This window comes from Sulfurihydrogenibium azorense Az-Fu1 (assembly GCF_000021545.1).
GTDB lineage: Bacteria > Aquificota > Aquificia > Aquificales > Hydrogenothermaceae > Sulfurihydrogenibium > Sulfurihydrogenibium azorense.
Window position 1 is genome coordinate 512,127 of the sequence record NC_012438.1, and the last position, 15,400, is coordinate 527,526.

The 15,400-nt window shown below is 31.4% G+C and carries 13 protein-coding genes and 4 tRNA genes; 2 read left to right on the top strand and 15 right to left on the bottom strand.

Annotated features, from left to right (window positions below):
* From dacB to SULAZ_RS02830, 13 genes are all read right to left on the bottom strand, one after another.
* Positions 1-1,371: a D-alanyl-D-alanine carboxypeptidase/D-alanyl-D-alanine endopeptidase gene (gene dacB / locus SULAZ_RS02770; protein ID WP_012673782.1), complete on the bottom strand. Its 1,371-nt coding sequence runs from the start codon at positions 1,369-1,371 to the stop codon at positions 1-3.
* On the bottom strand, positions 1,368-2,117 hold the full coding sequence (locus SULAZ_RS02775) for an aminotransferase class IV (protein ID WP_012674308.1): 750 nt from the start codon (positions 2,115-2,117) through the stop codon (positions 1,368-1,370). Before SULAZ_RS02775 ends, dacB begins: the two co-directional genes overlap by 4 nt.
* A gap of 125 nt (positions 2,118-2,242) precedes the next feature.
* Positions 2,243-2,464 (bottom strand): hypothetical protein, encoded by a 222-nt coding sequence (locus tag SULAZ_RS02780; RefSeq protein ID WP_012673928.1) that lies wholly within the window; start codon positions 2,462-2,464, stop codon positions 2,243-2,245.
* Positions 2,457-2,684: a ribbon-helix-helix domain-containing protein gene (locus SULAZ_RS02785; RefSeq protein ID WP_012674558.1), complete on the bottom strand. Its 228-nt coding sequence runs from the start codon at positions 2,682-2,684 to the stop codon at positions 2,457-2,459. Before SULAZ_RS02785 ends, SULAZ_RS02780 begins: the two co-directional genes overlap by 8 nt.
* A 132-nt stretch (positions 2,685-2,816) precedes the next feature.
* Complete coding sequence (locus SULAZ_RS02790) at positions 2,817-3,428, bottom strand: DUF8196 domain-containing protein (protein ID WP_012675115.1); 612 nt, start codon at positions 3,426-3,428, stop codon at positions 2,817-2,819.
* Between the two features lie 115 nt (positions 3,429-3,543).
* Entirely contained in the window at positions 3,544-5,433 is a 1,890-nt protein-coding gene (locus SULAZ_RS08685; RefSeq protein ID WP_012673870.1) for a lipoprotein N-acyltransferase Lnb domain-containing protein, read from the bottom strand.
* A 315-nt stretch (positions 5,434-5,748) separates the two neighbouring features.
* Positions 5,749-5,825 (bottom strand) — tRNA-Met (locus SULAZ_RS02800).
* Between the two features lie 8 nt (positions 5,826-5,833).
* Positions 5,834-5,907 (bottom strand) — tRNA-Arg (locus SULAZ_RS02805).
* A gap of 20 nt (positions 5,908-5,927) precedes the next feature.
* Positions 5,928-6,000, bottom strand: a tRNA-Pro gene (locus tag SULAZ_RS02810).
* A gap of 43 nt (positions 6,001-6,043) precedes the next feature.
* Entirely contained in the window at positions 6,044-6,571 is a 528-nt protein-coding gene (gene ppa, locus SULAZ_RS02815) for an inorganic diphosphatase (protein ID WP_012673500.1), read from the bottom strand.
* A gap of 35 nt (positions 6,572-6,606) precedes the next feature.
* Positions 6,607-6,679, bottom strand: a tRNA-Asn gene (locus SULAZ_RS02820).
* 52 nt (positions 6,680-6,731) lie between these two features.
* On the bottom strand, positions 6,732-9,653 hold the full coding sequence (locus SULAZ_RS02825) for a valine--tRNA ligase (protein WP_012674661.1): 2,922 nt from the start codon (positions 9,651-9,653) through the stop codon (positions 6,732-6,734).
* A gap of 3 nt (positions 9,654-9,656) precedes the next feature.
* Positions 9,657-10,856, bottom strand: coding sequence for an argininosuccinate synthase (locus tag SULAZ_RS02830; RefSeq protein WP_012673786.1), 1,200 nt, complete (start codon positions 10,854-10,856; stop codon positions 9,657-9,659).
* Between the two features lie 90 nt (positions 10,857-10,946).
* On the opposite strand from SULAZ_RS02830, the gene SULAZ_RS02835 reads away from it, so the two are divergent.
* Entirely contained in the window at positions 10,947-11,576 is a 630-nt protein-coding gene (locus tag SULAZ_RS02835; protein WP_012673879.1) for an O-methyltransferase, read from the top strand.
* Between the two features lie 3 nt (positions 11,577-11,579).
* Here the strand turns inward: SULAZ_RS02835 and SULAZ_RS02840 are convergent, their stop codons facing one another.
* Both SULAZ_RS02840 and SULAZ_RS02845 read right to left on the bottom strand, forming a co-directional pair.
* Positions 11,580-12,971, bottom strand: a complete 1,392-nt coding sequence (locus SULAZ_RS02840) for a hypothetical protein (protein ID WP_012675023.1) — start codon at positions 12,969-12,971, stop codon at positions 11,580-11,582.
* 185 nt (positions 12,972-13,156) lie between these two features.
* Positions 13,157-14,005: an IS982 family transposase gene (locus tag SULAZ_RS02845; protein ID WP_012674111.1), complete on the bottom strand. Its 849-nt coding sequence runs from the start codon at positions 14,003-14,005 to the stop codon at positions 13,157-13,159.
* A gap of 255 nt (positions 14,006-14,260) precedes the next feature.
* Between SULAZ_RS02845 and SULAZ_RS02850 the strand changes: the two genes are divergently transcribed.
* Positions 14,261-15,400 (top strand): pyridoxal-phosphate-dependent aminotransferase family protein, encoded by a 1,140-nt coding sequence (locus SULAZ_RS02850; protein ID WP_012675016.1) that lies wholly within the window; start codon positions 14,261-14,263, stop codon positions 15,398-15,400.

Here is a 15,400-nt window from a genome sequence, read left to right on the forward strand (position 1 = left end):
TTATAACTGAGTTTTTCCATTGGCAAGGATTAAACATACACTCTCTTGAATTTTGTTTGCAATTTCAGTAGATTTAAGATTGTTTACTAATATAGAAAATACGTAAACCTCTCCGTTATCTGAAAGGATATATCCAGATAAATTCTTTACTCCTTTAATGTATCCTGTTTTTGCATATATCTTACCTTTTACATCCTTAAACCTATGTTTTAATGTTCCGTCTGTTCCTGCTACTGCTAAAGACTGATAAAAGTCAAAAAAGTATGGAGTGTTGTACATATAAGATAGTATCTTTGCTATGCTTTCAGGAGTAAGTTGATTAAATTTTGAAAGTCCACTACCATCGTAGATTCTTATGTTAGAAACATCTATTCCAACTTTTTTTAGAGTGTTTATTACAACAGTAGCAGATGTTTCTGTGTCTCCCTTACCTAAAATCTCTTTACCTAATGTTCTAAATATCTGTTCTGCATAAAAATTATTACTGTCTTTGTTTGCTTTTTTTATAATCTCTTTAAGTGGCTGGGATTTATGAGTGATTATAGTATTTGCATTTGGTGGTGTTTTCCCTAAATGGTATTTTCCAGTAATCTTTATACCGCTTTCTTTCATCATTTTATAAAAGGCAGAAGTTGTATGTAATGATGGATTCTTAACAGGAATTGAGACTTCAGCTTTAGATAGAGGTTTAATATATCCAGTTAAGTATATCTTTCTTCCTTCAGCTTTTACTTTGTAGTCTGAGTATTTTTTAGATATTGCAAGGTTGTTAACAATCTCATAGTATTCGTTATCTGGGTACATTTTTACACTTACTCTCTTTTTGTCGGAGATAAGCTCCAATCTTAAACAGTTTTCATTTAAAGACAAAGCACTAAATGGAGCTGTGAAACAGTATTCAAAATCTTTTTCAGGCCAGCCGTGTCCTCTTCCTTCCTCTAAAAAGAAAGAGTTGTCTCCAATAATGTCTCCTTCAATTTTTAAGATACCTATCTGTTTTAAGTAATCTGCAAAACTTTTTAAATCCTCATAACTTAAAGATGGGTCAGCTCCGCCTTTTAGGTATAAATTTCCTTTTAAAACACCATCTTTTACAAACCCATCTGTTAAAATCTGAGTTTTGAATCTATAGTCTGGGGTTAAATTGATTATAGCTGAAGCTGTAGTTAAGATTTTCTGGTTAGAAGCTGGGATGAAAGGCTGTTTATCTTTTAAAGCAAATTTAAAACTTTTTGTGGCTAATGACTCTACATAAATTCCTACGTCAACACTTTGGTCTTTTGTTAAACTTTCAATCTCTTCTCTTAAAGGGTTTGCGTAAGATAGTAAAAAAGTGTATAAAACAGCTAAAATTAAAACTTTTAATCTCATTTAAAAGCCTCTGGGTCTATACTTTCTACTTTCATTATTCCGTGTAGGGCGTTGGATAAAAATATAAGATTTGCACCTTTTAAATCTTTTAAATTAAACTCTCCTTCTATAACGACAAATCCTTGATTTTTTCCCTCTTCTAATATCTTCTTTCTTGATATACCCTCTAACACACCACACTCTAATGAAGGAGTGTATAGGTATCTACCTTTTATCCAGAAAATGTTAGCAGATGAAGTCTCAGTTATACAATCATCTTCATTTAAGATAATTGCATCAAAAAACCCTTTTTCTTGTGCATACCTTTTTACTAAAATATTTCTAAGGTAGTTAGTTGATTTGATTTTTAGTAATGGGTCTTTACTGTGAACTTTGTAAGGAGAGATAGTTAAGGTAATAGGAGTATTTATTGCTTTATAAGGTTTTACAACCACTAAAAGATTACTTTTATAGGGTTGTAAAGGGTAGTAAGAATTACCTTCTGACAGTAAAATTGTTTTTATGTACAGGTCTTTATCTTCTATTGAGTTTACGGCCTGATTAATATAGTAAAGGTAATCTTCTTTAGTTATAGGAGGTATTTTTAAGAAAGAAGCTCCTTTTATAAGTCTTTTGTAGTGGTAGTCTATGTACTTAGGAAGTTTTTCTTTGTATCTAAAAGTTTCAAAGACTCCTTCTCCATACATTAAAGGTCTTAAAAGTGATAAATCGTTAAAAGGTTGACCATTTAAAAAAAACTTTTCCATGCAAATCCCTCAATTTAAATAAATTTTATTTTACCAGATATATTAGAATTTGTTTGAAAGATTTGGTTAAAGTTCTAAATCTTTATATATATCTTTTCTTCTATCAATTCTTAGTATTAAAATTATTAATTTGTCTTCTTCAACTTCAAAATTGCTCTAATTTTTTTGGATATTACATATCTGTAGTATTTATCATAGCCTTGAAGTTTTTTAACTTTTTTAGTTTTTCTTAAAATTTCAAAATTTTCTGCTAGATATTTTAATTTTTCCGCTATAAAAACTTTTTCATTGTTTGAAAAATTTTCTAAGTCTTTTTCTGCTATCTCAGATATTAAAAGTTTATACATTTATCCCTAATTTCTTGAATACTTCATCAGCTTCCTTAACTTTAATCTTTCCTTCTTTTATTCCTTTACTTACCCTTTCTGCAATCATTCCATCTATATAGTCAAGATAAAAATCCAAAGCTTTTTCAATTATTTTACTTTGAGATACCTCTAAGATTTTGGATAAAGTTTCAAGCTCTGTTGCCAATTTTTTTTCAATGTTTATAGTTTTTTTAGCCATATTTTACACCTTTTTAAAAGTTATAATTACATAATATACTCCAGCTTCGTATGAGCTGCAATACCTCATTCATACTTCTATCCGAAAAATTTTATCACACTTCATAAACAATGTTTGATGGTTTTTCATATCCTAAAGCTGGTTAAAGTTAAGTATATCCAGATATTCCCATTCTCTATAAGCCATTGCGTAGATTTTGTTTTTTGTTAGTATATTTACAGTGTTTTCGTCCATAGATAAAGAGGCTAAGATTGGTACTATTTTATAATCTTTATACTCTGGGAAAGCCTTTTTAAACTTTTCGATCTTTTCAAAAACATCTTCTATAAACTTTCCCCTAAAAGTAGTTTTTACTTCTATCAAAAACGCTGTCTTACAGGAATTACTAACTGCAATAACATCAAACTCTGTATGAATATTTTCTTCGTTGACTTCAACGTTTACCAATTTTTTCTCGATATTACACTTAAAGTACTTTTCTAAAACAGGTCTTGTAGCTGGGGATATTATATCTTCAACTATAGTTCCCATCTTGTTAGACAACTCTCCCCATTTTTTATTCATTTCTTTTATTTGCTTGTTAACTTCCTGTTTGTATTCTCTTATTTGTTTATCAACCTCTTGTTTGTATTCTTTCATCTCTTTAGCTAAACTTTGTAACTCCATTTCTGTTTTTTGTTGAATGTAAACTAATCTCATCATCATCTCTTCTAGTCTGGATACCTTTTCTTCAAGAATTTCCATATATTTTTCCTCCGAAGGTTATGATGATTAAATTTAATTCTTTTCTAATTATCTTCAAACTCTATTATATCATCTTCTTTTAGGTGATTTTCCTTAGGTTTTGAGTTAAAGATTTTTAGAAATTTTTAGTTAGGTTTAAAAAGAAATTTGTTTTATTTTTGTGATTGTCCTTTAGATAGTCTAAGGTTAGAATTAGCTGAAGATTTGATTTTAGGTTTATTACATGGTTTAAAGATAATATATTATATGATTGTTTTGAGTTAAACTGGTTAAACATGTACTTATAAGATAGTACGGATTTCATATTAAAAATTTCGTAAACTATCAGTCCTAATTCTGGATATGTATATGGATATAAAGTGTTTTTGCCATATCCAATACCTACATTTTGTAAAAAAAAGATGTAAAAGTCTTTATGAGGATTTAAAGTTATTCCTAAACCTGTAGAAGTAAAAAGAGATAACTTTGGATCTAACTTTTGGTAATGATTTTCTAAACCGATTTTAAAGTTGTAAGATAAACCACCAGTAAGTAAGCTATAAGGTTTCAAACTGTAAATATGATAAAGGTATATGTGGTCTATCTTAATATTAGATTTGTTGAGTAATAAGCTAAATTCAAAAAGTCTTAAATCTGTTTCAAACAAAAAAACCTGTCTGTTATTGTCCAAAATTGTATTATAAGTTGGAGTAAAAACCAAATGTAAATAATCTTTATCATTAAATCTAGAGTATCCTAAACTTACTTTACTATTTAATGGAGCATTGTATGGATTTTTGTAGTTTGTTAAATCAATAGTATATCCTTTTATTGAGGGTATACATGAAGAAAGTTCTTCTGCTTGAGTGTTAGATATACGTTCTTTTCGCTTTAAAAAGGTTATATAGTTTTCATAGAGGTTGGCTATGTAAAATTTATACTCAAAATTTGTATAATTTGTATTTTCAAACAGGGAATTATCACAATGACCTAGAGATATACTCTTTTTTATTTTCTTTAAATCCTTAAAAGATATTTTATCTTCAAGTATTCGTATTAACCATTCATCAGTAGGAATCAATTCTGCTTCGTCTATAAGGGATACTTTTTTGGCTATTCTTATTACATCCCTTGGTGATATCCAACTTTGTTTTTCTTCCAACATTTTTGGATCTGCTATTGATAATATATAGTATATTACTGTCGCACAATTATATTCTGTAAAGTAGTATTTAGTTTTAACATCTTTTAATTCCCATATGTGTAAACGTATAATTTCCTTTTTTTCATCATTTAGATCTTTAAGAGGAAACTCCCATATAACACGTTCTTCATCCAATAGATATCTACTTATAAATTTTCTATAAGGTTTTAGAGAAAAAAAACTATCCATTCCTGTGATAGTACTTTTTACTAAAAGTTTAATAGGGTTAACTGTATCTATAACTGCAAAGTAAGAAACTGCATGTTCAACATATATACCTTCTTTGTTATAACCTGTCAATTTTAAAAAAACATGTCCCATCATACTGCTTGGATTTTTAATATCTTCTGCAGCAAACACTAGTGTAATTTTGTCCACTGATACCTTTTCCAGATACGTATTGAGATCTTTACATTTTACTTCTGGAATGAGATCGTTTAACTCTGGTATATTTAATTTTAACCAGTACAGTCTTGCTGGGAATTTACAAACAGGATTTGAATTTTCTTCTAAATCTTTGTTGTTTAAAAGAGCTTCTACTGTTAGCTCCATTTCTCTTTTTAGAGAAAATTTTCCCTCCCGTAAACTAAGTAAAAAATTCTTATCTGTTATAAAGGAATTTTTATTTTTAGGATCATAATGTAAGAGAGCTTTCCATACTGGATTTTCATAAAGTTTTAAATTTTCAATTTTTTCTAATATTTTGTTTAGATTTTCCTTTTTAGTATCATAAGCAAAACCAAAATTTACATTAAGAAATAAAAATAGAAAGAGGAAGGAAGGAATAAAACCCTTCCTTGTAAAGGATAAAATATTTATCATTTACATTGAATTTCAACTTTGTTGTCATACTCCCACATTGCATTTGTTGCATAGTCTGTAGTGGACCCTATTACGCCTACTATGAAAATACTAGCAAAGAATACTGGGTTTATTTTCTTTTGTAAAACTACCTCTTTTTGTGCACATTGTTGATCTAATACTTGTAAAACTTTGTCTTTATTTTCTCTTTGGACAGTAGCTACTGCAGGTGTTTTATATGTTTGTTCATCTACTTTAAAAGGAACCTCAGTTTTACCAACTGAAGTAACGTTGATTTAGTGATATATATAATTTTTTTGTTTTATTTTTTTATTTTGGTTGCGGGGGCAGGATTTGAACCTGCGACCTCCGGGTTATGAGCCCGGCGAGCTACCAAGCTGCTCCACCCCGCGGTGTTATATGCGCCCGGCACGATTCGAACGTGCGACCTACGGATTAGAAGTCCGTTGCTCTATCCAGCTGAGCTACGGGCGCGCCTTCCTTTTAATCAGTAGTCGGAGTGGCAGGACTTGAACCTGCGACCCCGTGCTCCCAAGGCACGTGCTCTCCCACCTGAGCTACACTCCGTATTCAAAAGAGATAAATATTATATCTCTTATTTAAACTTTAGTCAAGAGTTTTTAAAGTTTTCTATAGATTTTTGTATATCTTTTTTAGCTTCTTCTGAACCTTTAAAAGATTTAACTTTAACCCACTTTCCAGATTCTAACTCTTTGTAGTGTTCAAAGAAGTGTTTTATCTTGTTTAAAGTAGCTTCTGGCAAGTCGTTTACTTCTTTTATGTTGTCAAAAGTGTTATCTAACTTTGATACAGGAACAGCTATTATTTTAGTGTCTATTCCTTCTTCGTCTTCCATCTCTAACATTCCAATAGGTCTGGCTCTTATAACACTTCCCGGAACTACAGGCTCTCTTGATATTACTAAAACATCAGTAGGGTCTCCATCATCAGCTAAAGTATTAGGTATAAATCCGTAGTTAAAAGGATAGTACATAGCTGTAAATAAAAATCTATCTACAAAAATAGCTCCACTTTCTTTATCAACTTCGTACTTTATTCCACTTCCTTGAGGTATTTCAATTACAACGAATATGTCTTCTGGTGGATTTTTACCAGGTGGAATTTTCTTTAAGTCCATTTTTACCCCCTGATTTTAAAAAGATTTTTAAGAAGCTCCCGAGGAGGGATTCGAACCCCCGACCAGTCGGTTAACAGCCGACCGCTCTGCCTGCTGAGCTACTCGGGAACAAATAAGTAATAAATATTATATCATAATCCTGTCAAAATGCAATAACTTTTTAACGTTTTAACATCTTTAATGTGTTTAATATCTTATCTCTTTTGACTTTGAGTTCTTCGTAGAGCTGTTTTTCTTTTTCTACTACATGCTCAGGAGCTTTGTTTACAAAGTTTTCATTATTTAGTTTACTTTCTGATATCTTTATAGATTTTTCAACTTCTTGAAGTAGTTTTTCTTGTCTTTGAATTTCTTTTTCTATATCTAAAACTCCAGCTAAATCTATGAAACTCTCTCCCAACTTAGAAACTGTAATCACTTCTGTATCTTGTTTTGAGATATCGGTATCAATAGTGAGGTTTTCTGCCTTTACCAATTGCTTTATTTGGTTGGCTAAGTTATTAAGTTTTTGTTGTATCTCTTTCGAAGAAAGTTTTATTCTAATGTTTAATTTTCTTGTTGGTTCAATGTTAAAGTCGCTTCTTACCGTTCTTATGCTTGTGATAAGTTCTTTTAAGGATTCTATAAAGTTGTAATCTTCCTCAAATACTAAATCTTCTTCATATTGTGGATAAATAGCTATGGCTATAAAGTCTGTTTCTTTTATTGGTAGATATTGGTATATTTCTTCTGTTATGAAAGGCATTATTGGATGTAAGAGTTTTAAGGATTCTCTTAATACAAAGTTTAAAACGCTTACAGCTGTTTGTTTTTCTTCTTGAGAGCCTTTATATATTCTTTCTTTTGTAAATTCTATGTACCAATCACAGTAATCGTGCCAGAAAAAGTCGTATATTGTGTTTGCATATTCGTTATACCTGTAGTTTTCAAGTTCGTTAGATGATTTTTTTACTGTTTTCATAAGAGCTGTTAAAATCCATTTATCTTCAGTTGATAAGTTTAACTGTTTTACATCTTTAACTTCTATATTCTGGCTGTTTGTTAAAACAAACTTTGATGCGTTCCATATTTTGTTGGAAAAGTGCTTATAACCTTCTATTCTTTTTTCTGATAATCTTATGTCTCTTCCTTGGGCTGCCAGTGCCGTAAGGGTAAACCTTAAAGCATCAGCTCCATACTTTTCAGCCATTTCAAGAGGATCTATTACGTTTCCTTTTGTTTTGGACATCTTTTCGCCTTTTTCATCTCTTACAAGTGCGTGTATGTAAACGTCGTGAAATGGAATGTTATCGGTAAACTTTGTTCCCATCATTATCATTCTTGCAACCCAGAAGAAGATTATATCGAAACCTGTTATAAGTAGAGATGTTGGGTAAAAGGTTTTTAGGTCTTGGGTTTCAACAGGCCAGCCTAAAGTTCCAAAAGGCCAAAGTCCAGATGAAAACCAAGTATCTAAAACATCTTCATCTTGATGAAGGTTTTCACTTCCACATTTTTCACATTTTAGTATAAGTTGATATCTTTCTTCGTATAACTTTTTAAAGTGATTTGATGTTTCAAGAAGATCTATTAAAGATTGTTTTGATTTTAGTTTATCAGTTTCTTTTAAAAAGACTACCTTTTCGTAAAACTCTAAGTTCGTTTTATCAGGATGGGTAAAGTTTTGTTTGTTTAAAACCTCCAAAACATCGTCAACACAGAAAATTTGACTTATTTTTCCATCTGCGTAGAGATTAAAGATAATCTTCTCATCTAGTGAAGGTAAAAATTCATCGTTGAAGGCGTTTGGACTATCACAGTCTTTACAGTACCATACAGGAATTCTGTGTCCCCACCATATCTGTCTTGATATACACCACTCTCTAATGTTGTACATCCAGTTAAGGTAAGTCTTTGTCCATCCTTCAGGAATAAACTTTATTTTTCCTTCTTCTACAACTTTTATAGCTTTTTCTGCTAATTTTTTAGTATCAACAAACCACTGGGTAGAAAGGTAAGGCTCTATAACTTCTTTTGACCTTTGGGAGTGTCCTACATTGTGAATATGGTCTTCTTCTTTTTCAAGTAATCCTAACTCTTTTAATTTCTCTACTATTTTTTCCCGTGCTTCGTACCTGTATAGACCTTTAAACTCTCCTCCATTTTCGTTGATGTAAGCTCCTTCGTCCATAACTATAACCATAGGAAGGTTATGTCTTTTTCCTAGTTCAAAGTCGTTAGGGTCGTGGGCTGGAGTTATTTTTACAACACCTGTTCCAAAAGCAGGGTCAACGTACTCATCTGCTATTATAGGAATTAAATTACTTACTTTGTTTCCGTTTATATCTATCCTTTCTGCTGGAGCTAACGGGAGAATGACTTTTTTACCTATCAGATGTTTATACCTATCATCGTTTGGATTTACTGCTACAGCTGTATCACCTAACATTGTTTCTGGTCTTGTGGTTGCTACAGTTATATAGCCACTACCATCTTCTAAAGGATACTTTATATGCCATAGTTTTCCTTTTTCTTCGTAATACTCAACCTCTAAATCTGATATAGCTGTTCTTTCTTTTGGGTCCCAGTTTACAATATAAGGTGCTTTAAATATTAGTCCTTCTTTATATAGTCTTACAAAGGCTTCCCTTACTGACCTTGAAAATCCTTCATCAAGGGTAAATCTCTGTCTTGACCAATCACAGGAAGCTCCCAACCTTATAAGCTGATTTTTTATAGAGTCCCTTGACTTTGGAACCCATTCCCAAACTTTTTTAATGAAATTTTCTCTTCCAAGGTCAAACCTACTTATCCCTTGTTTTTGAAGTTCTCTTACAACAACCCATTGGGTAGCAATTCCAGCATGGTCAAATCCAGGAAGCCAAAGCGTATTAAAGCCTTTCATCCGTTTGTAGCGGACTATAATATCTTGCAGTGTAGCGTTAAGAGCATGTCCTATATGTAGACTTCCAGTTACGTTTGGGGGAGGTAGAACAACACAAAAGTATGGTTTTTCTCCAGTTTTACCTTTAAAAATAGGGTTTTCTTTATAAACAGAAGACCATTTATTTTCTATTTCAGTATGGTTATACTCTTTCAGCATCTTTTACCTCTTGTTTGCTCTTGCAAATACTTTTAGTGGTAAAGCCCATACTTTTGTAAATGCACCACCTGCTTTATGGTCAAAAGCATCCTTAGGACTGTAGGTTGCAAGGTCTTCACTGTAAAGAGAGTTTGGAGATTGTCTTCCTACTATTTTAAAGCTTCCTTTATAAAGTTTAACTCTTACTTTTCCGTTAACTATTTTGGCAATTTCGTTGTTAAAAGCATCTAAAGATTCTCTTAATTTGGAAAACCATAACCCCTCATAAACTAACTTTGCGTAAGGGTGAGATATATGGTCTTTTTTGTAATGATAAGTAAATCTGTCTAAAACTATACTTTCAAGGTCATCGTAAGCTGATATAAGGATAAGTCCGGCTGGAGACTCGTAAACTTCTCTTGTTTTTATTCCTACAAGTCTGTTTTCTACCATATCTATTCTACCAACGCCGTGTTTTCCTGCTATCTCGTTTAAATCCCAAATAAGTTTCCAAAGTTGATCGTACTCTTTTCCGTTTAACTTAATAGGCGTTCCTTCTTTAAACTCAATTTCTATATACTCTGGAGTATCTGGTGCTTTTTCTGGGGAGACTGTAATCTCAAAAGCATCTTCTGGAGGTTCTGTCCAAGGGTCTTCCAGTGGACCAGCTTCTATAGCAACTCCCCATAAGTTTCTATCATATGAGTATGGTTTTTCTTTTGTTGCTTTTACTGGAATACCGTGTTTCATTGCGTAGTCTATCTCTTCTTCTCTTGACTTAAACTCCCATTCTCTTACAGGTGCTAAAACTTCTATATCCGGGTCTAAAGCCCATACAGAAGCTTCAAATCTAACTTGGTCATTTCCCTTTCCAGTTGAACCGTGTGCTACATAATGAGCTCCTTCTCTATGGGCAACTTCAACTAACTTTTTTGCAATTAAAGGTCTTGATAAAGATGACAGTAAAGTGTATTTACCTTCGTATAAAGCTGTAGCTCTCATAAGTGGCATACAGTAATCCCTTGCAAACTCTTCTTTTATATCATCTATTATAGCCTTTACAGCTCCTGCTTTTAACGCTTTTTCTTCTATCTCAGACAGCTCTTCCCCTTGACCTACGTCAGCTGTATAAGTTATAACTTCAAAACCTCTGTCTGTGAGCCATCTAACTATTACAGAGGTATCTAATCCTCCTGAGTAAGCAAGTACAACTCTCTTTTTCATAAATTTTGTCCTCCAGTATGTTAAAAAATTTTTAAACTATTATACCATTTATGCTATAATCCCCATATACATTGATTTGAGAGGTGTGAGATGATTTTATTTGAAGATATCCAACGTTATATAGATAAATTAAACTACCTGTCTAAAGTAGAAGATGAAGAGATTTTGCAACATATGGAAAATTACGCACAAAAGGTAGGTTTCCCGATAGTTGGCAGGTCTGTCGGAAGGTTTTTGTATTTGATTACAAAGCTTAAAAATCCTAAGCTAATTGTTGAAGTAGGTTCAGGATACGGCTATTCTGCTTACTGGTTTGCAAAAGCTTTAAGTAGTGGTAAAGTAGTTTTAACGGATTACAGTCAAGATAATTTAGAGATGGCAAAAGATTTTTTATCGGGAGCTGGTTTAATAGATAAAGTTGAATTAAGATTAGGTAATGGAGTAGAGATAGCAAAAGAGTATAAAAATATTGATATTCTATTTTTTGACCATGAAAAAGCCAAGTATTTAGACAGTATTTTAATACTAAAAGATAATTTAAGTTCTGGTGGACTTGTTATAGCAGATAATACCCTTTGGCACGGTAAAGTGTTAGAAGAAGATGTAGATAAGCAAACAAGAAAGATTAAAGAGTTTAACGAGTATATGTTTTCATCACAAGAATTTTTTACAACCTTAATTCCATTAAGAGATGGCTTGCTTGTTGCAATAAAAGTTTAATACCTATTCATAGATTTCTACCCTAATCAAGTTGTTATCTTTGTCAGGTTTAACTTCTACTTTATATTCTTTAAGGATGTTTAATTTAAGAATTAAATTTTCACTGTTGTTGTCCGCAGAGATTCTCAGTTTTCCAATATTTCTATTTTTTACTGTTACATCCCTTTCTATAGGGACAAAGTCAAAATTCTCATTCCTATCAGCTATCATTACGAGATACTCATTTTTACCTTTTTCTATAACCTTATCTATTTTTCCAAAATTCTTTGGGATAATTAAATTTAAGATTTTAACAGGTTCTTGCATTAATCTTGGTTTAGCAGTAAATTTTTCCACAGGTTTAGGTTTTTCTTCTTCTTTTAAAGTTTGAGGTTTTTCAGGTTCTTTTTTTATAGTTTCACTTTTCTTTGGTTTTTCTTCCTTTATTATATTAGGTGCTTTATCTTCTATAACAGGTTTTATTTTTATTTCTTCTGATTTAGTGTATACAAGTTTTACAGTAGCTTCTCCGTTTACAAATGCAGAAGGTTCAATAGTATCAGGGTATAGTATGCCTTTACCGTTATGGGTTAGTTTTATAGGTTTACCAATCTTGTCATAAACTTTAATAAGTAAGCCGTTTGTATCGTACACTGCTATATAGAAATCAAACTCTTGACCTGCTTTTACTTTTTCTGGGTATGCTACTTTTATCTCACCTATTTCTTGTTTTTTGTACTCTAATTTTGCTTCTCCTAAAGTTTTACCATCACTCTTAACCTTCAAGATTATATCGTGTAAATCTAAAGGTACAAATTCAATTTCTTTTGATCCATTGTTAAAAGATTTTATATCTAAAGTTGTTTTGAAAGTTCCATTAGATTCTATACTTAGAGTTTGTTCTACACCTGAAGTGTCGGATACTAAATTACCGTATGCATCTTTAGCAACTAACTTTAACCTTTTAGTATAACCGGGAATAAATTCTGGGGAAGTTATTATATCTACTTTTTCTGCAGGACCGTTTTTAACATAGATTTTAAAACCGTTTAAAAGACCATTTGTATATTTATCTTTAACAAGGTAGATTTTTCCATTGTAATTTATACGAAAATCATACTTTCCAATTTTAGTAGTTGAAAAGTTAAACCTACCAACACCTCTTTCTATTTTAACTTTCTCTGATTTGCCATCATAAATAATATCAACAATTCCACTAAAGTTTTCTATATCGTTATCAAACGGGTCTTTTGCTATAATCTTTACAGGTATGCTCTCTCCTGCCATTATGGTTTGTTTATACTCTACATAGAAGTAAGATAAGTCTCCAGCTTCTACTTGAATTTGAGCTAAAGCTTTTAAACTGTAGATTAACAAGAATATTATAAAGTGTAAATAATGTACCTTTTTTATCATATCTATTATCTCCTCCGCTTTTCAAAACATTAAAATTATACAATATTTTAACCTTGTTTTCCAATAATTTATTTATCATTTTCTTTAGCCCTTTTTGGTATGTCCCAAATGGGACAAAACTGTCCTAAAAGAGACTGTGTATATTCCAAAATATTCTATAACTCTAATTTCCAATTTAAATAATTTTAAAACAAACCAAGACAAGTAGCAAAACTTAAAGCTAAAATGAAGAAGTTTATCTTAGCTTTAAATCCTTCTAAAGATACTGCCCTGATATCCTCTATTCCCATATAGTATAACTTGCTAAATACTGTCTCTATTCTCTTCCTTACTCTCTTTAAAAACTCTTGTTTATCCTTTTGTTTGTGATGTACTTTCCCCTTCTTTCTTATAGCCTCTAACTCTATTCCTAAACTCTTAAATTCTTCTTTTAAATCCTTTGAATTAAAAGCTTTGTCTGCTATTATTGTCCCTTTGTTTAATATATCTATCAAAACACTGTCCTCTTTTACTTCCTTTAAAAAGTTTATATCATGCTTTGAAGCTGGAATAATCTCATATCCTATCGGTCTTTTGTAATAATCCACTATTAATCCTATTTTAAAACCAAACCATTCTTTTGCTGCATTATTTCCTTTGTATAACTTACCAGAAACTTTCTTGTTTCTTTTCATTCTTTGATTTTTACAAACAGGTATTGGTTTTGTATCTGCTATGTATACTGTGGTTATCTTCTCAGAAAATAAATTTGTAAGAATGATTGAGATTACTTGAGCAAGTTTATATAGTTTTTTAGCTCTTTTTACTATTGCTGGTAATTGAGGAACATAAGGGAAAAGGTCATTGTAATTCTCTTTAAATTTCTTAAGTGTTATTTTGTAATCACCTTTTCTATAGCTCATAGAAAATATGATGAGAGTTATAAGCTCTACATCAGAGAATTTAGGCTTATTTGTTTTATGTTTATGTTTTATGAGTTTTAGGATTTCATCTGTCAGAATATAAACGTTTATGATATAATCTCTAAAAGTCATGATTTTACCTCCAGTGGTAGTTTTACTTTATGATACCACTGGAGGTTTTTTATTTCATCTTTTTTTCGAATTGGAAATTAGGGTCTATAATTTACAAGTTAAAAATTTGGCATAAATTTTGTGTGTATCTTTAAGAGCTCCTGCTGCTAAACCTTTTTAACCTACCTCCTCCAAAATTTTGGGAGTTAGAGTTAGTCTAACTCCCCTTTTTTGTGTTAAAATATTTAAAAATTTTTAGATTTGGAGGAATCTTTATTGATTAAAGAAAGGCTGTTTACTCCCGGACCTGTACCTTTACCACCACAAGTTATAAAAGCATTAGGTCAACAGATAATCCACCACAGAACACCAGAATTTACAAATATATTCTTACAAACAAGAGAAAAACTCCAAAAACTTTTCAACACAGATAGAGATGTTTTAATGTTTGCTTCTTCTGGAACTGGAGCTATGGAAGCTTCCATAGTAAATTTCTTCAGTGAAAATGACAAAGTTTTAGTTATAAATGCAGGAAAGTTTGGAGAAAGGTGGAGAGATTTAGCCAAAACTTTTAGACTACAAGTGATAGATTACCAAATAGAGTGGGGAAGGACCTACGACAAAGATAAAGTAAGTGAGATTGTGAAAAATAACCCAGATTTAAAAGGTATACTAGTTCAGCATTCTGAAACTTCAACTACAACTTTACACGATTTACAATTTTTATCTCAAATCTCTTCTTCTTTAGAAGATTGTCTATTAGTAGTTGATGGTATTACTTCTGTAGGTGTTTACAAAGTTTTTCCACAAGAAATAGGTATAGATATCCTTGTAACAGGAAGCCAAAAAGCTTTAATGCTTCCTCCGGGTCTTTCTATACTTTATTACAGTGAAAAAGCTGAAAAGAGATTAGAAAAAAGTAATTTACCAAAGTACTACTTTTCCGTAAAAGCAGAAAGTAAAAAACAAGCAAAAGGTCAAACTGCCTACACACCTGCTATAAACCTTATTATTGCACTTAACGAAAGTCTTAACCTTATACTTGAAGAAGGATTAGATAATTTAGAAAAAAGGCATTCTATCTTAGCCCAGATGACAAGGGAAGCTATGAAAGAAATTGGTTTAAAACTACTTTCTGAAAGTCCTTCAAACTCTGCAACAGGTGTATTTACTCCTGAAGGTATAGATGCAGATAAATTTAGAAAGGATTTGTTAAAAATAGGTATAAGAGTAGCTGGTGGACAAGACCATTTAAAAGGTAAGATAATAAGAATAGCCCATATGGGATACTTTGATTACCTTGATATGATAGAAGTTATATCTGCAATAGAGATAGCTCTTTATAAAAACGGTTATAAGGTTGACCTTGGAAAAGGTGTAAAAAAAGCTCAAGAAATATACATAAACAGTGTTTAA